The sequence below is a fragment of the Bradyrhizobium agreste genome (assembly GCF_016031625.1).
In the GTDB taxonomy this organism is placed as follows: domain Bacteria; phylum Pseudomonadota; class Alphaproteobacteria; order Rhizobiales; family Xanthobacteraceae; genus Bradyrhizobium; species Bradyrhizobium agreste.
Map to the genome: position 1 here is coordinate 122039 of NZ_JACCHP010000010.1, position 16177 is coordinate 138215.

13 protein-coding genes are annotated in these 16177 nt (G+C 66.2%); 3 read left to right on the top strand and 10 right to left on the bottom strand.

All coding sequences use genetic code 11. From position 1 onward, the window contains the following. Nucleotides 1–84: 84 nt before the first annotated feature. From HZZ13_RS16610 to HZZ13_RS16620, 3 genes are all read right to left on the bottom strand, one after another. The gene (locus tag HZZ13_RS16610; protein ID WP_197960698.1) at nt 85–531 is read right to left on the bottom strand and encodes a GNAT family N-acetyltransferase; all 447 of its coding nucleotides are present in this window, start codon (nt 529–531) and stop codon (nt 85–87) included. 113 nt (nt 532–644) lie between these two features. Beyond that, on the bottom strand, nt 645–1673 hold the full coding sequence (locus tag HZZ13_RS16615) for a peptidoglycan -binding protein (RefSeq protein ID WP_197960625.1): 1029 nt from the start codon (nt 1671–1673) through the stop codon (nt 645–647). Nucleotides 1674–1865: 192 nt separating this feature from the next. Beyond that, on the bottom strand, nt 1866–2879 hold the full coding sequence (locus tag HZZ13_RS16620) for a flagellar motor protein MotA (RefSeq protein ID WP_197960626.1): 1014 nt from the start codon (nt 2877–2879) through the stop codon (nt 1866–1868). A 165-nt stretch (nt 2880–3044) separates the two neighbouring features. On the opposite strand from HZZ13_RS16620, the gene HZZ13_RS16625 reads away from it, so the two are divergent. The 3 genes from HZZ13_RS16625 (at nt 3045) to HZZ13_RS16635 (ending at nt 8657) form a co-directional block, all read left to right on the top strand. Further along, nucleotides 3045–4064, top strand: coding sequence for an SAM-dependent methyltransferase (locus tag HZZ13_RS16625; protein WP_197960627.1), 1020 nt, complete (start codon nt 3045–3047; stop codon nt 4062–4064). A gap of 231 nt (nt 4065–4295) precedes the next feature. Beyond that, nucleotides 4296–5489 (top strand): efflux RND transporter periplasmic adaptor subunit, encoded by a 1194-nt coding sequence (locus HZZ13_RS16630; RefSeq protein ID WP_197960628.1) that lies wholly within the window; start codon nt 4296–4298, stop codon nt 5487–5489. 6 nt (nt 5490–5495) lie between these two features. Continuing rightward, on the top strand, nt 5496–8657 hold the full coding sequence (locus HZZ13_RS16635; protein WP_197960629.1) for a multidrug efflux RND transporter permease subunit: 3162 nt from the start codon (nt 5496–5498) through the stop codon (nt 8655–8657). 137 nt (nt 8658–8794) lie between these two features. On the opposite strand, the gene HZZ13_RS16640 is transcribed toward HZZ13_RS16635, so the two are convergent. The 7 genes from HZZ13_RS16640 to gap all read right to left on the bottom strand — a co-directional run bounded on the left by HZZ13_RS16640 (nt 8795) and on the right by gap (nt 16172). Continuing rightward, nucleotides 8795–9586 (bottom strand): inositol monophosphatase family protein, encoded by a 792-nt coding sequence (locus HZZ13_RS16640; protein ID WP_197960630.1) that lies wholly within the window; start codon nt 9584–9586, stop codon nt 8795–8797. Between the two features lie 84 nt (nt 9587–9670). Continuing rightward, nucleotides 9671–10744, bottom strand: coding sequence for a tetratricopeptide repeat protein (locus HZZ13_RS16645; protein ID WP_197960631.1), 1074 nt, complete (start codon nt 10742–10744; stop codon nt 9671–9673). Between the two features lie 8 nt (nt 10745–10752). Continuing rightward, nucleotides 10753–11442, bottom strand: a complete 690-nt coding sequence (locus HZZ13_RS16650; RefSeq protein WP_197960632.1) for a thiamine phosphate synthase — start codon at nt 11440–11442, stop codon at nt 10753–10755. A gap of 3 nt (nt 11443–11445) precedes the next feature. After that, complete coding sequence (locus HZZ13_RS16655) at nt 11446–12471, bottom strand: class I fructose-bisphosphate aldolase (RefSeq protein WP_197960633.1); 1026 nt, start codon at nt 12469–12471, stop codon at nt 11446–11448. Between the two features lie 236 nt (nt 12472–12707). Continuing rightward, a complete protein-coding gene (fba, locus tag HZZ13_RS16660; RefSeq protein ID WP_197960634.1) occupies nt 12708–13775 on the bottom strand; it encodes a class II fructose-bisphosphate aldolase in 1068 nt (355 codons plus the stop codon). A gap of 39 nt (nt 13776–13814) precedes the next feature. Beyond that, a complete protein-coding gene (locus HZZ13_RS16665; protein WP_197960635.1) occupies nt 13815–15011 on the bottom strand; it encodes a phosphoglycerate kinase in 1197 nt (398 codons plus the stop codon). 153 nt (nt 15012–15164) lie between these two features. Beyond that, entirely contained in the window at nt 15165–16172 is a 1008-nt protein-coding gene (gap, locus tag HZZ13_RS16670; protein WP_197960636.1) for a type I glyceraldehyde-3-phosphate dehydrogenase, read from the bottom strand. Nucleotides 16173–16177: the final 5 nt, after the last annotated feature.

The window sequence follows — 16177 nt, forward strand, 5'->3', positions numbered from 1 at the left end:
CGCTCCGCAGAGCCGGGACCCAGCAACTCTGGGCTCCGGCTCTGCAACGCATTGCGCTGCGTCCGGGGCACGGGAGTCCGTGACCTACGCCCGCCAAACCATCTTCAGCACCGGCCGCCCCGAGGTCGGGTTCACATCGTCGCCGGCATGGGCAAAGCCGTTGCGCTCGTAGAAGCGGATGGCACGGGCATTGTCCTTGTTGACGAGCAGCGTGACGCCCGAGGGTGACAGGCGCTTGGCTTCATCGACGAGCAACCGCGCGGCATCCGATCCCCAGTGCGCGGGATCGACCACGAGCTGGTCGAGATAGCCTTCGCCGTCGATAGTGACGAAGCCGGTGAGCGCGCCGTCCTGCTCCGCCACCACGATGTGGGCTTTCGGCACCAGATCCTTGCGCCAGCGCTCGCGCCACCAGTCCAGCCGTGCGGCGAAGTCGATCTGCGGATAGGCCTGCTGCCAGGTGCGATGCCAGAGGTCGATCGCGGCAGCCTCGTCGGAGGCCGCGTAGGGGCGGAGGTGGATCATCGGGATACTCCCGTCATGGCCGGGCTTGACCCGGCCATCCATCCACTTCGAAAGAATTCTCCTTGATGGATTGCCGGGTCGAGCCCGGCAATGACGAGCTGTGGTATCCTTCACCACCACTACCGTTCCGTCAGCTTCAGCTCGATGCGGCGGTTGCGCTTGTAGGCCTCCTCGGTGTTGCCGGTATCGAGCGGCTGGAATTCGCCGAAGCCGGCCGCGACGAGGCGCTGGGCGGGCACGCCGAGCGAGACCAGATATTGCACCACCGAGATCGAGCGGGCTGCGGACAGGTCCCAGTTCGACTTGAAGTTCGGACCGTAGACCGGGCGCACGTCGGTGTGGCCGTCGACGCGCAGCACCCAGGGGATGTCGCTCGGGATCTTCTTGTCGAGCTCGATCAGCGCGGCTGCCAAAGTGTCGAGCTCGGCGCGGCCCTCGGGCAGCAGAACCGCCTGGCCGGTGTCGAAAAACACTTCGGACTGGAACACGAAGCGGTCGCCGACGATGCGGATGTCGGGGCGGTTGCCGAGGATGGCGCGCAGGCGGCCGAAGAATTCCGAGCGGTAGCGCGACAATTCCTGCACGCGCTGCGCCAGGGCGACGTTGAGGCGAGAGCCCAGATCGGCGATGCGGCTCTGCGATTCCTTGTCGCGCTTCTCCGAGGCATCGAGCGCCTCTTCCAGTGCCGCCAATTGCCGGCGCAGCGCGCTGATCTGCTGGTTCAGCACCTCGATCTGCGCCAGCGCCCGCGCCGAGACCGCCTTCTCCGAGTCCAATGCCTTGCCGAGCTCGGCGGTCTTGCCTTGCGCGTCGTTGCCGGCGGCAGCTAAGCCGTCATAGAGACCCTTGATGCGGTCGCGCTCGGATTCGGCCGAGGCGAGGCCCGCCTTCAATTGCGAGACCTGGTCGTCGAGCGAGAGCTTGCCGAGCTTCTCCAGCGATAACAGCTCGTTGAGCTGGGCGATCTTGGCGTTGAGCTGCTCCAGCGCCTTGTCCTTGCCGGTGACCTCCTGCGACAGGAAGAACTGCACCACGAGGAACACCGACAGCAGGAACACGATCGACAGCACCAGCGTCGACAGTGCGTCGACGAAGCCGGGCCAGTAGTTGAAGGCGCCTTCGCTACGGCGGCCGCGCGCTAGAGCCATGTCATCCGTCTCCACTCTCGTGTCCCGGACGCGGTGCAGCGCCTTGGCGATGCGCCGCTGAGCCGGGACCCAGCGTTAGGTAGAAGATTCTGGGCCCCGGCTCGGCAGCGCATCACCATAGCGTGTCGAAGACGCGCGTAGACGCGCTTCTGGTGCTGCGCTGCGTCCGGGGCACGCGCTCTCCATTGTTGCTCAACTCTTCTCGGGCTGGCGCGCGATCCGTTCCAACAGGCGCCGGATCTCGCGGTTCTGCTCGCCCTGGCCGTCGGCCCATTCGCGGATCATCTGCTGCTCGGTGCGCATGTGCGAGACCAGCGCCTGGATTGCTTCGGCAAGGCTCGCCATCGCCGCCGTGGTGCCGCGGCCGGCGCTGCCTTCCTCGAGCACGGAACGCAGGCGCTCGACCGCCGCCTGGAGCTCGCTGCCCGCGACGCCGCCGCCGGAAGGGGCAGGCACCTCGCCATTGCCATATTCGCGCACGGTGGTGGCGAGCCAGTCTTCGAGGTCGGTGTAGAAGCGGTTCTGCGCCTGGCTCGACTGCAGATCGAGGAAGCCGAGGATCAGCGAGCCGGCAAGGCCGAACAGCGATGAGGAGAACGAGATGCCCATGCCGCCGAGCGGGGCGGCGAGGCCCTCCTTCAGCGTGTCGAACAGCGCCCCGGAATCGCTCCCGACCTTGAGCCCGTCGATTACCTTGCCCACCGAGCCCACCGTCTCGATCAGGCCCCAGAAGGTGCCGAGCAGGCCGAGGAAGACCAAGAGGCCGGTCATGTAGCGGGAGATGTCGCGGGCCTCGTCCAGGCGGGTCGCGATCGAATCGAGCAGGTGCCGCATCGTGGTCTGGGTGATGGTCATCCGCCCCGAGCGCTCCCCGCCGAGGATCGCGGCCATCGGCGCCAGCAGCTTGGGGTGGCGGGCCGGCGCCAGGCCGGGATCGGCGACGCGGAAATTGTTGACCCAGGAGACTTCGGGATAGAGCCGGATGACCTGGCGGAAGGCCAGAATGATGCCGATGAACAGCACCCCCCCGATCAGGGCGTTGAGGCCGGGATTAGCGAAGAAGGCCTGGATGATCTGCTTGTAGAGCACCACGCTCACCAGCGTGCAGAGCACCAGGAAGACCAGCATCCGCACCAGGAAGACGCTGGGCGAGGACAGTTTGGTGTACTCGATGTCCATGGTGGATCGGGAAGTGCCAGACCGCATGCCAGTATCATCCGTTACGTAAGCTGCTTGCGGCGCGCACTATGGCACAGCGCCGGCCCAAAAAAAGCGCCGGATGCAGCGATTTCGGGGATAGCTCGGGGAACCCGGACTGGAAGCGGCGCTTTGATAAGCAGGTCTCTGCAGAGTTCGCCGTTCGGGGGGCGCATGAGCGTCGTTTCCGCGATCATCGGGACTGCCGAGCGTGTGCCGCTGCCGGACGTGGTGATCCGCGCCGCGATCCACCGCCTGTGCTCCCGCACGGCGACGCGCCTGTCCGTGCTGGGCCCCGGCGACGATGCCGCCTTCGCCGGGCGGATGATGCTGCGGCCGATCGCCGAAGGAGCGGCGGCCTGGCATGACGAGGCGCCTGCGGCGTTCTTTGCCGCCTTGCTCGGTCCCAACCGAAAATTCTCCTCCTGCTTCTACAAGACCGGCGCGACCACCTTGCAGGAGGCGGAGGAGGAGGCGCTGCGCCAGACCGTCGAGCATGCCGGCCTGGCCGACGGCCAGGCTATCCTGGAGCTCGACTGCGGCTGGGGCTCGCTGTCGCTGTGGATGGCGCGGCAGTTTCCGCACGCGACGGTGATGGCGGTCGCGGCCTCACAGGCGCAGCGCGCCTATGTCGAGGATGAGGCGCGGCTGCGCGGGCTGCTGAATTTGCGCGTCGTCACGGCCGACATGAACGTGTTCGCGCCCGAGGGCCAGTTCGACCGCATCGTCTCGGTCGAGATGTTCGAGCAGGTGAGCAACTGGCGCAAGCTGATGACGCGCGCGCGGTCATGGCTCGCGCCGGAGGGGCGGTTCTTCATGCACGTGGTCACCCACCGGTCCGGCTCGCACCTGCCTGACCCGGCGGATCGCGAAGATTGGATCGCGCAATACGTCTACACGGGCGGGCTGATGCCGAGCCATCACCTCGTCAGGCAGTTCGACGATGTCTTTGCCATCGAGAAGGAATGGTGCTGGAGCGGCACGCATTACCAGCGCACCGCCAACGACTGGCTCGCCAATTTCGATGCGCATCGCGATTCCATCGAGACCTCCTTGCGCAGGGTCCACGGCGAGGAGACCGCTCTCTACATGCGGCGCTGGCGCTGGTTCCTGCTCGCGACCTCGGGCCTGTTCGGTTACGCCGACGGAACGGAGTGGGGCGTCAGCCACTACCGGATGAAGGCCGCCGAGTAATTGCGATGTTCCGTCGCAGCACGCGCCGGTGGACCCCGACTCACAATCAAGTGACAGCGCAAATCCCTTCTGATCTCAACGTCATAAGCTGTGTGACATTGAGCCGCCCGCGCCATGCGTTGCATCGCAGCAGATGCATTCTATTTTGGCGCCATCAGCCGCGCGCAAAAGGCCCAGAACGGGCCTCGCGCGAGCACGACCAGTTTCAACAATATCGGGGCACACCACTCCATGTCTGGACTTCGCGCGCGATCGGCATGCGTTGCAATGATGCTCGCGGCCCTTGTGCCGCTGCTGGGTGCTTGCGAAGAATCCAGTTCCGCGGTCTCCGCCGCCCCGCCTGCCGATCCTGACGTCAGCATCGTCGTGGTCAAGCCGCAGGCGCGCGCCGTGGTGCGCGAGCTGCCGGGCCGCATCGCGCCGACGCGCGTCTCCGACGTGCGGCCGCGCGTGTCCGGCATCGTGGTCGAGCGCCTGTTCCGCCAAGGCAGCGAGGTGAAGGCCGGCGATCCGCTCTACCGCATCGATCCGCGCCCGTTCGAGGTCGAGGTCATGGCCAACGAGGCCGCGCTCGCCAAGGCCGAAGCCGCTGCGATGCAGGCGCAGCAGCAGGCACGCCGCATTGCCGCGCTCACCAAGGATCGCGCCGCGCCGGAAGCCGAGAACGAGAAGGCCATCGCCGCCGAACGCCAGGCCCAAGCCGAGGTCGAGGGCCGCAAGGCCGAGCTCGCGCGGGCCAAGCTCAATCTCGATTATGCCACCGTGCGCGCGCCGATCGACGGCGTGGTCGGCGCGGCCCTCGTCAGCGAGGGCGCGCTCGCCGTGCAGAACGAGACCAATCTCGCCACCATCCAGCAGCTCGATCCGATCTATGCCGACTTCACCCAGTCGGTGACCGAGCTCAACCAGCTCCGCCGCGCCTTCGAGAGCGGCGACCTCGAGCGCATCGCCGCCGATGCCGCCAAGGTGCGCCTCGTGCTCGACGACAACACCATCTATTCGCTCGACGGCAAGCTGCTGTTCTCCGACGCCAAGGTCGACGCCCACACCGGGCAGGTGACGTTGCGCGGCGAGTTCCCCAATCCCAAGCGCGAGCTGCTTCCGGGCATGTACGTCCGCGTTCGCATCGACCAGGGTCTCGATTCCGACGCGATCGCGGTGCCGCAGCAGGCGATTCAGCGCAATGGCGGCGGCGGCAGCGAGGTGTTCGTCGTCAAGGACGACAACCACATCGCCGTGCAGCCGGTGCGCACCGGCTCGGTGCAGGACGGCCTCTGGTTCGTCACCGAAGGCCTGAAGGCCGGCGACAAGGTCGTGGTCGAAGGCTTCCAGAAGTTCGCGGCCGGCGACAAGGTCAAACCGCAATCCTGGTCGGAGGCGGACGCGACCGCGGACAACCGGCACGCTCAGAAGTTGACGCGGTAACGCGATATGCCGAGTTTCTTCATCGACAGGCCGATCTTCGCCTGGGTGGTCGCGCTGTTCATCTGCTTGATCGGTGCGATCGCGGTGCCGCTGCTGCCGATCGCGCAATATCCGATCATCGCGCCGCCCTCGATCTCAGTCTCGACCAGCTATCCCGGCGCCTCGCCGGAGAACCTCTACAACAGCGTCACGCGGCTGATCGAGGAGGAGCTCAACGGCGCCGCCAACATCCTCAATTTCGAATCGACCAGCGACTCGCTCGGCCAGGTCGAGATCATCGCCAACTTCCAGCCGGGCACCGATACCAGCGCCGCCTCGGTCGAGGTGCAGAACCGCATCAAGCGCGTCGAGGCGCGCCTGCCGCGCGCGGTGATGCAGCAGGGCATCCTGATCGAGGAAGCCTCCAGCGCGGTGCTGCAGATCATCACGCTGAACTCGACCGACGGCAGCCTGGATGAAGTCGGTCTCGGCGACTTCATGATCCGCAACGTGCTCGGCGAGATCCGCCGCATTCCAGGCGTCGGCCGCGCCACGCTGTACTCGACCGAGCGCTCGCTTCGTGTCTGGGTCGATCCGGCCAAGCTGGTCGGCTATGGCCTCACCGCCGACGACGTCAACAAGGCCATCGCCGCACAGAACGCGCAGGTCGCCTCCGGCAGCATCGGCGCCGAGCCGTCGACCTCAAACCAGCGCACCTCGGCGCTGGTGCTGGTCAAGGGCCAGCTGTCGTCGCCGGACGAGTTCGGCGCCATCATCCTGCGCGCCAATGCCGATGGTTCGACCGTGCGCCTGCGCGACGTCGCGCGCATCGAGGTCGGCGGCCTCAGCTACCAGTTCAACACGCGCCTCGACGGCAAGCCGACGGCCGGCCTGTCAGTGCTGATGTCGCCGACCGGCAACGCGCTGGCGACCGCGAGTGCGGTCGAAGCTAAGATGAAGGAGCTGTCGCGCTTCTTCCCGGCCAACATCACCTACGAGATCCCCTACAACATCACGCCCGTGGTCGAGGCCTCGATCAAGAAGGTGCTGTCGACGCTGGTCGAAGCCGTGGTTCTGGTGTTCGTGGTGATGTTCTTGTTCCTGCAGAACATCCGCTACACCATCATTCCGACCATCGTGGTGCCGGTGGCGCTGCTGGGCGCCTGCTCCACGCTGCTGCTCGCCGGCTATTCCATCAACATGCTCTCGATGTTCGGCATGGTGCTCGCGGTCGGCATTCTCGTCGACGACGCCATCGTCGTGGTCGAGAACGTCGAGCGCATCATGGCCGAGGAAGGCCTGCCGCCGAAGGAAGCGACGCGGAAAGCCATGTCGCAGATCACTGGCGCCATCATCGGCATCACCCTGGTGCTGATGGCGGTATTCGTGCCGATGGCGTTCTTCCCGGGCTCGGTCGGCATCATCTACCGCCAGTTCTCCGTCACCATGGTCGCCGCGATCGGCTTCTCCGCCTTCCTGGCGCTGTCGTTGACGCCGGCGCTGTGCGCGACCTTGCTCAAGCCCGTTGCCAAGGGGCACGCCCATTCGACCAATTTCGTGTTCAGCCGGTTCAATCGTTTCCTTGAGGCCTGCCGGTTTCACTATGCGCGCACCGTCGGCTTTTCGCTAAATCGCACCGGCCGCCTGATGCTGGTCTATGCCGCGCTGCTGGTCGGCCTGTCCTGGGCCTTCGTCAACCTGCCCGGCGGCTTCCTCCCCGTCGACGACCAGGGCTTCATCACCACCGACGTGCAGACGCCGTCCGACTCATCCTATGCCCGCACCGAAGCCGTCATCGAGAAGGTCGAGAAATACCTCGCCGCTCGGCCGGGCGTCGACAACGTCACGTTCCTCACCGGCTTCAGCTTCTCCGGCCAGGGCATGAACACCGCGCAGGCCTTCATCACGCTGAAGGACTGGTCGGAGCGCGGGCCGAAGGATTCCGCTGCGGCGATTGTCAACGACATCAACCGCGACCTGGGCACCTCGATCCGCGACGCAAAAATCTCGGCGCTGCAGCCGCCGCCGATCGACAATCTCGGCAACTCTTCCGGCTTCTCGTTCCGCCTCCAGGATCGCGGCCAGAAGGGCTATCAGCAATTGATGCGCGCCGCCGACCAGCTGATCGCGGAGGCCAATGCCAGCCCAGTGCTGCAGAAGGTCTATATCGAAGGCCTGCCCGAGGCGGGCGTGGTCAATCTCATGATCGACCGCGAGAAGGCCGGTGCGTTCGGCGTCACCTTCGAGGACATCAACAACACCATCTCGACCAATCTCGGCTCGAACTACATCAACGACTTCCCGAACCGCGGCCGCATGCAGCGCGTCGTGGTGCAGGCCGACGCGCGCGACCGCATGCGGACCGAGGACATCCTCAACTACAACGTCAAGAACAGCCGCGGCCAGCTGGTGCCGTTCTCGTCCTTCGCCACGGTCGAATGGGCGCGCGGCCCGACCCAGATCGCCGGCTTCAACTATTATCCGGCGGTGCGCATCTCCGGTGAAGCCAGGCCCGGCTTCACCTCGGGCGATGCGATCGCCGAGATGGAGCGGCTCGCCGACCGGTTGCCGCGCGGCTTCGGCTATGAATGGACCGGACAGTCGCTGCAGGAAAAGCTGTCGGGCTCGCAGGCGCCGTTCCTGCTCGCGCTGTCGGTGTTCGTGGTGTTCCTGTGCCTCGCCGCGCTCTACGAGAGCTGGACCATTCCGCTCGCGGTGCTGCTCACCGTGCCGCTCGGCATCGTCGGCGCGGTCGCGGCTGCAACGCTGCGGAGCCTGCCCAACGACGTCTATTTCACCGTCGGCCTGATCACCATCATCGGCCTTGCCGCCAAGGACGCGATCCTGATCATCGAGTTCGCCAAGGACCTGCGCAAGGAAGGCAAGCCGCTGCTCGAAGCCACCATCGAAGCCTGCCGCCTGCGCTTCCGCCCGATTTTGATGACCGGCCTCGCCTTCATCTGCGGCGTGCTGCCGATGGCCATCGCCCACGGCGCCGGCGGCGCCAGCCAGCAGGCGCTCGGCAGCGTGGTGATGGGCGGCATGATCGCGGTGGTGATCCTGGCGCTGCTGATGGTGCCGGTGTTCTTTGTCTCCGTGCAGCGCGTGCTGGCGGGGGACCGGGAGCCGAAGGCGGCGCGAGAAGCTGAAGCGCACGGCCGGCCGGCGCGGGCGCACACCGGCCATTGAATGCCCCGTCATTCCGGGGCGCGCGTAGCGCGAGCCCGGAATCCATCGTGCCACCATTGATGCTGAAAAATGGATTCCGGGCCCGTGCCAAGTGGCGCGTCCCGGAATGACGGCGGAATGTGGTGGGCGAGCTCGCCCTACGCCACCTTCCGCAAAATCTTCACCAGCTCCCCGTGCACGTACTCATTGCCGCACACGACGTGGCCCGTCGTCAGCGCATCGCCCGGCGTGTCGATGTCGCTCACCGTGCCGCCGGCTTCCTTGACCATGATCTGCCCGGCCGCAATGTCCCAGGGCGACAAATTGCGCTCCCAATAGCCGTCGAGGCGGCCGGCGGCGACGAAGGCGAGGTCGAGGGCGGCGGCGCCGAAGCGGCGAAGCCCTGCGACGCGGTTCTGGATCGCGGTCATCTCGCGGCGGAATTCCTCGTGGTCGCCGCGGCCGATATGGGGCAGGCCGCAGGCCACCACGCATTCGTTCAGCTGGCGGCGGCCAGCGACGCGCAGGCGCTGGTCGTTGAGGAAGGCGCCCTTGCCGCGCTCGGCGATGTAGAGCTCGTCATTGGCGGGGTTGTAGATCACGCCCGCGATCACCGTGCCTTCGCGGGCAAGCCCGATCGAGATCGCAAATTGCGGGATGCCGTGCAGGAAGTTGGTGGTGCCGTCCAAGGGATCGACGATCCAGGTGTGGCTCTTGTCGGTGCCCTCGCGCGTGCCCCCTTCCTCGCCGACGAAGCCGTAGCCGGGCCGGGCCTTGGCGAGGTCCTGGTAGAGGATTTCCTCGGCGCGCTTGTCGGCGAGCGAGACGAAATTCGCGGGCCCCTTCAGCGAGACCTGGAGATGCTCGATCTCGCCGAGATCGCGCTTGAGGCTGCGGCCGGCGCGGCGCGCCGCCTTGACCATGACATTGATAGTGGCGGAATACAGCATGTGCTTCTGGTCTTGATGGGGAGAGGGGCGCGGAAACACGCCTGTTTGGGGGACTGGGTGCCCCGTGAGGGGCCCCGCGTCAAGTCATTTGGACCCGAGCCACTTCCTGGCGGCGGCCTCGGCCTTGGCGCGGTCATCGGCCGGCAGATCGGAGAGCTGCTTGTCAAGTTCGGGATCGCCCTTGCCTGATGTCTTGGCCACCAGGTGCCATTTGAAACCCTCGATTTTGTCCACGGGCGTGCCGACGCCGTTGATCAGCACCCAGGCGAGGCGGTTCTGCGCGATCGCGCTGCCCTGGCGGGAGGCCTTGCGAAGCAGGGCGACGGCCGCCGGCTGGTTCTTCGGCGTGCCAGTGCCGTTGAACATCGCGATGGCATATTCGACCTCGGCATCGACATTGTCGGCGAGCGAGGCGGCCTGCAGCAGCCGCACCGCGCGTTCGGGGTCCTTCGGCACGCCGGTGCCTTCCTTGTAGAAGGTCGCGAGCGCGTATTGCGCTTCGGGCAGGCCGGCATCGGCGGCCTGGCGCAGCAGCTCGGCGGAGCGCTTGACGTCCTGCGGCAGGGTCTGGCCATCGAGATAGAGCAAAGCGAGGTTATAGGCCGCCTTGGGTTCGCCGAGCTTGGCGGCGGAGGCCATCAGCTTGACCGCCTCGTTCTTGTCGACCGGGCCGCCGCGGCCGGAGATGCGCAGCATGGCGAGCGCGAACATCGCCTCGCGATCGCCGGCATCGGCGGCGCGCTTGTACCATTCGGCCGCCTTGACGTAATCGCGCCTGATGCCCATGGCGTTGGAATAGAGCTCGCCGAGCATGGTCATCGCCTTGGGATCGCCGGCTTGCGCGCGCACCGTGGCGAGCTCGAACGCCGTCTTGTACTGGCCGCGCTGATAGGCGCCGAACACCAGATCGACATTGGGATCGTCGGATGGCGGCGCGGGGATCACCGTTGCCGGCTTGGGCGAGGGGGACGGCTTGGGCGATGAAGAGGGCTTCGGCGCCGGTGCTGTCTCCTTCTTCTTGGCAGGCGCGGGCGGATTTGGCTTCTGCTTCTCTGCCGGCGCGCTCGGCGTCGTCGCCGGCGGGGTGATCTGGAGCTGCGCGGCCGCCGGCACTGTCAGCAGCAGCGTGGCCAGCATGGTGATGCACGGGAGCTTCATGTCGGGCGCTAGCCGTGCTCCTGGCTCGCAGGATTCTGGCTGGCCGGCGCCGTCGCATGGGCCTTCTTGATCGCGGCATCGACCTCGATCAGCGCGGCCTTGGGCCCGCGTGGATCGGCCCAGATGAAGTCGCCGACCAGCACGAAATCGGCGCCGCTGGCGGCGAAATCGTAGGCCTCGTCCAGCGTGGTGGCAAAGCCGACGCAAGGCGGCTCGAACAGCTCGGCCCACCAGTCCAGCCGCTCCGCGATCGCCTGCGCCGAGGGCCGCTGGCCTTTCGCATCGGGCTCGCCGAACAGCACGTAGTCCGCCCCCATCTCGCCCGCGCTCATGGAATCGTGGCGCGTGGCCAGACCTCCGACGCCGGCGATGCGATCGGGCTTGAGCGAGGGCGCAGCCTCTTCCAGCGCCGCAACGCCCGTGAGGTGCGCGCCGTCGGCGCCGCCGCGCGCGACGATTTCGGGGTGGCCGTCGACGAGGAGCGCCGCGCCCGCCTTCTGCACCGGCGGCGCCAATGCCTTGACGCGCGAGATCATGCTGCGCTGATCGGTCTCCTTCAGCCGCAGCAGCACGGCGGCGACGTCGGCGGACGCGATCAGCCCCGGCAGCTCGGCGACCAGCGCCGCGGGATCATCGACAACGGGCGTCGCGAGATAGAGACGCGGCGCCGGGCGCGGCGGAGGCGGTTTGTTCGACAAGGTCTAGGCTGCCTTCTGTTCCAGGCTGCTTTGCCATTCACCCTTGGAGGCGAGGCCGTTCATGCGGGCGCGATGGCTGAAGGCGCGCTGGCCGGCCGCGACGTTCTCAGGCCTCCCGGACCAGGCCTTCTGCGGCGCGGCCTGCAACGCGCGGCCGTAGGAGAAGGTCAGGCCCCAGGGCAGCGACCCAAGCTTGTGCATGGCGTTGAGATGCGCGGTTGCCTGCTCGTCCGACTGCCCGCCGGAGAGGAAGGCGATGCCGGGCACCGCCGCGGGCACGCAAGCCTTGAGCAGCCGTATCGTCTTCTCCGCGACCTCCTCGACCGAGGCCTGCTTCGGACATTTCTTGCCCGAGATCGCCATGTTCGGCTTCAACACCATGCCTTCCAGCGCCACGCGCTGCACGCGCAATTCCTGGAAGGTCGTGTTGAGCACGCGTTGCGTCACCTCATAGCAGCGATCGATGTCGTGGTCGCCGTCCATCAGCACCTCCGGCTCGACGATCGGCACGATCTGCGCGGCCTGGCACAGCGCGGCATAGCGCGCCAGCGCGTGGGCGTTGACGCTGATCGCGGTCATCGAGGGGATGTCGCTGCCGATGTCGATCACCGCGCGCCATTTGGCGAAGCGCGCGCCGCGCTCGTAATATTTCTTCAGTCGCTCGGCAAGCTTGTCGAGCCCGACCGTCACGAGCTCGCCCGGGCACATCGGTAAGCCTTGCGTGCCCTCGTCGACCTTGATGCCGGGGATGGCGCCGCTCTGCTCGATCAGCTTGATCAGCGGCGTGCCGTCCTTCGCGTTCTGCCAGATCGTCTCGTCATAGAGGATCACGCCGGAAATATACTGGCTCATGGCGTCCTTGGAACGAAACAGCATCTCGCGATAGTCGCGGCGGTTCTCTTCGGTCGATTCCACGCCGATCGCGTCAAAGCGCTTCTTGATGGTGCCGGAGGATTCGTCGGCGGCAAGAATGCCCTTGCCCGGCGCGACCATGGCGGTCGCGATCCTGTTGAGCTCAGTCAGATTCATCGAGAGGTCCTCCCAAAACGATTCTGCCCTTGCCCGGGAAAATAGACCGTTCTCGGGCAATTGCCGAGGTTAACGTTCGTCGCAGGGTAAAGCCGTCTGTCATTCCGGGATGCGCCGAAAGGCGCAGGCCCGGAATCCATAACCACAGCCTGGGGTTATGGATTCCGGGCCCACGCTTCGCGTGTCCCGGAATGACCCGGGAATGGCTTGAGGGGCTTATGCCGCCGCGTGATCGCTTACGCGACCTTCGGATCCAGCTCGCCCTTGGCATAGCGCCTGGCCATCTCGGCGGTGGTCAGCACCTTCTTGATCTTGGAGGCCTGGCCTGCGGTGTTGAACTCCTGCAGGCGCTGCTTGCATAGCTTGGTCATGGCTTCCATCGCCGGCTTCAGGTACTTGCGCGGATCGAACTCTTCCGGATTGTCCTTCAGCACTTTGCGGATCTGACCGGTCATCGCCATGCGGTTGTCGGTGTCGATGTTGATCTTGCGCACGCCGTTCTTGATGCCGCGCTGGATCTCGGTAACAGGCACGCCCCAGGTCGGCTTCATCTTGCCGCCATAGGCGTTGATGATGTCCTGCAGCTCCTGCGGCACCGACGACGAGCCGTGCATGACGAGATGCGTGTTCGGCAGCTTGCGGTGGATCTCCTCGATCACGTTCATGGCGAGGATGTCGCCATCGGGCTTGCGGGTGAATTTGTACGCGCCGTGCGAGGTCCCCATCGCGATCGCGAGCGCGTCGACCTTGGTCTCCTTGACGAACTTCACGGCCTCGTCCGGATTGGTCAGCAGCTGGTCGTGGCTGAGCTTGCCTTCGGCGCCGTGGCCGTCTTCCTTGTCGCCCATGCCGGTTTCGAGCGAGCCGAGCACGCCGAGTTCGCCCTCGACCGAGATGCCGCCGAGATGGGCCATGTCGGTCACGGTCTTGGTGACGCCGACATTGTAGCCCCAGTCGCCCGGCGTCTTGCCGTCGGCCTTCAGCGAGCCGTCCATCATCACCGAGGTGAAGCCGGCCTGGATCGCGGTCATGCAGGTCGCCGGCTCGTTGCCGTGGTCGAGATGCACGCAGACCGGAATGTGCGGATAGATTTCGGTCACCGCGTCCATCATGTGCTTGAGCATGACGTCGTTGGCGTAGGAGCGCGCACCGCGCGAAGCCTGGATGATGACGGGCGCGTCGACCTGGTTGGCCGCGTCCATGATCGCCAGCGCCTGCTCCATGTTGTTGATGTTGAAGGCCGGTACGCCGTAATCGTTCTCCGCCGCGTGGTCGAGCAATTGACGTAACGTGATCCGAGCCATCTGTCTTTGTCTCCCGTTGGGGCCTGCTAGGCCGCTTGATTACTTGCTACGCAGAACTTCAACGCCGGGCAGGGGCTTGCCTTCCATCCATTCGAGGAATGCGCCACCGGCCGTCGACACATAGGTGAAGTCACCGGCCACATGGGCCTGGTTGAGCGCTGCGACGGTGTCGCCGCCGCCCGCGATCGAGATCAGCTTCTTGTCCTTGGTGCGCTCGGCGGCATGCTTGGCGGCCGCGACCGTGCCGCGGTCGAACGGCTGCATCTCGAATGCGCCCAGGGGGCCGTTCCAGACCAGTGTTGCGGCATCATCGATCGCGGCGTGAACGCGCGCGATCGATTGCGGGCCGACGTCGAGGATCATGCCGTCGGCCGGGATCGCATCGAGCCCATAGGCATGCGACGGCGCGTTGGCGGCGAAGTGATAGGCGACGGTGGCGTCGACCGGGAGGATGATGGCGCAATTGGCGGCTTCCGCCTTCTCCATGATGCGCAGTGCCGTCGGTGCGAGATCCTTCTCGGCCAACGACTTGCCGATCGCGACGCCCCGGGCGTGCAGAAAGGTGTTGGCCATGCCGCCGCCGATCACGAGCGCGTCGACCTTGGTCACGAGGTTTTCCAGGAGGTCGATCTTGGTCGAGACCTTGGCGCCGCCGATGATGGCGATGACTGGCTTGGTCGGCGAGCCAAGCGCCTTCTCCAGCGCGTCCAGCTCGGCCTGCATGGTGCGGCCGGCATAGGCCGGCAGCTTGTGGCCGAGGCCTTCGGTCGAGGCGTGGGCGCGGTGCGCGGCCGAGAACGCGTCGTTGACCCAGATGTCGCCGAGCTTGGCGAGCTCCGCGACGAAGGCCGGATCGTTCTTTTCCTCTTCCTTGTGGAAGCGGGTGTTTTCCAGGCACAGGATGTCGCCGTCTTTCATGCCGGCGACGGCCTTGGCTGCGGGCTCGCCGATGCAGTCGTCCGCAAACGCCACGGGCTTCTTCACCACCTTCGCCAGCGCTTCGGCGACCGGCTTCAGCGAATCCTTGGCGTCGCGGCCCTTCGGCCGGCCGAAATGCGCGAGCAGGATGACCTTGCCGCCCTTGTCGGCGATCTCGGTGATGGTCGGCGCGACGCGCTCGAGCCGGGTGGCATCGGTGACGCGCCCATTCTCCATGGGCACGTTGAGGTCGACGCGCAGCAGCACGCGTTTGCCCTTCACGTCGACGTCGTCGAGGGTGCGGAATTTGTTGGTCATCTGACGATCTCTCTTGTCCCGGGCGCGCTGCGGCGCAAAGCGCCGCTGTGCAGAACCGGGACCCACCTTGCAGCGAGTCCCGCGGTGAAATGGGTCCCGGCTCTGCGGAGCAGCGCAAGTGCGCTGCACCGCGTCCGGGACACGAGACCTTCCTCAGATCACCTTCGCCATCGCAACGGCGGTGTCCGCCATGCGGTTCGAGAAGCCCCACTCGTTGTCGTACCAGGACATCACGCGCACCAGCGTGCCGTTCTGCACCTTGGTCTGGTCCTCGTGGAAGGTCGAGGAGTGCGGGTCGTGGTTGAAGTCGATCGAGACGTTGGGCGCGCTGGTGTAGCCGAGGATGCCCTTGAGCTGCTGCTCGCTGGCGCGCTTCATCGCCGCGTTGACTTCCTTGGCGTCGGTTGAGCGCTTGGCGACGATCTTGAGGTCGACGACCGAGACGTTCGGGGTCGGCACGCGGATCGCGACGCCGTCGAGCTTGCCCTTCAGCTCGGGCAGCACGAGGCCGATCGCCTTCGCGGCGCCGGTCGAGGTCGGGATCATCGACATCGCCGCGGCACGGCCGCGGTAGAGATCCTTGTGCAGCGTGTCCAGCGTCGGCTGGTCCCCGGTATAGGCGTGGATCGTGGTCATGAAGCCGGTCTCGATGCCGACGAGATCGTTCAGCACCTTGGCGACCGGGGCGAGGCAGTTGGTGGTGCAGCTGCCGTTGGAGACGACGAGGTGATCCTTGGTCAGCGTCTCGTGATTGACGCCGTAAACGATGGTGGCGTCGGCACCGTCGGCGGGCGCGGAGACCAGCACGCGCTTGGCGCCGGCGGTCAGATGCGCGGAGGCCTTGTCCTTCGAGGTGAAGATGCCGGTGCATTCCAGCGCGATGTCAACGCCGAGATCCTTCCAGGGCAGCTTCGAGGGATCGCGCTCGGCGGTCACCTTGATCTTGCCGCTGCCGAGGCTGATGGAGTCGCCGTCGACGGTGACGGTGCCGGGGAAGCGGCCATGGACGCTGTCGAAGCGGAGGAGATGGGCGTTGGTCTCGACCGGACCGAGGTCGTTGATGCCGACGACCTCGATGTCCTTGCGGCCTGACTCGGCGATAGCCCGCAGGACGTTGCGGCCGATGCGGCCAAAACCGTTAATTCCGACGCGGACTGCCATGTTTC

What these genes read in the sequence shown, in the direction of transcription:
- HZZ13_RS16615 (WP_197960625.1), bottom strand. Translation starts at nt 1,673, where the DNA reads ATGGCTCTAGCGCGCGGCCGCCGTAGCGAAGGCGCCTTCAACTACTGG.
- HZZ13_RS16665 (WP_197960635.1), bottom strand. Translation starts at nt 15,011, where the DNA reads ATGACCAACAAATTCCGCACCCTCGACGACGTCGACGTGAAGGGCAAA.
- HZZ13_RS16620 (WP_197960626.1), bottom strand. Translation starts at nt 2,879, where the DNA reads ATGCGGTCTGGCACTTCCCGATCCACCATGGACATCGAGTACACCAAA.
- fba (WP_197960634.1), bottom strand. Translation starts at nt 13,775, where the DNA reads ATGGCTCGGATCACGTTACGTCAATTGCTCGACCACGCGGCGGAGAAC.
- HZZ13_RS16655 (WP_197960633.1), bottom strand. Translation starts at nt 12,471, where the DNA reads ATGAATCTGACTGAGCTCAACAGGATCGCGACCGCCATGGTCGCGCCG.
- HZZ13_RS16640 (WP_197960630.1), bottom strand. Translation starts at nt 9,586, where the DNA reads ATGCTGTATTCCGCCACTATCAATGTCATGGTCAAGGCGGCGCGCCGC.
- HZZ13_RS16630 (WP_197960628.1), top strand. Translation starts at nt 4,296, where the DNA reads ATGTCTGGACTTCGCGCGCGATCGGCATGCGTTGCAATGATGCTCGCG.
- HZZ13_RS16645 (WP_197960631.1), bottom strand. Translation starts at nt 10,744, where the DNA reads ATGAAGCTCCCGTGCATCACCATGCTGGCCACGCTGCTGCTGACAGTG.
- HZZ13_RS16625 (WP_197960627.1), top strand. Translation starts at nt 3,045, where the DNA reads ATGAGCGTCGTTTCCGCGATCATCGGGACTGCCGAGCGTGTGCCGCTG.
- gap (WP_197960636.1), bottom strand. Translation starts at nt 16,172, where the DNA reads ATGGCAGTCCGCGTCGGAATTAACGGTTTTGGCCGCATCGGCCGCAAC.
- HZZ13_RS16635 (WP_197960629.1), top strand. Translation starts at nt 5,496, where the DNA reads ATGCCGAGTTTCTTCATCGACAGGCCGATCTTCGCCTGGGTGGTCGCG.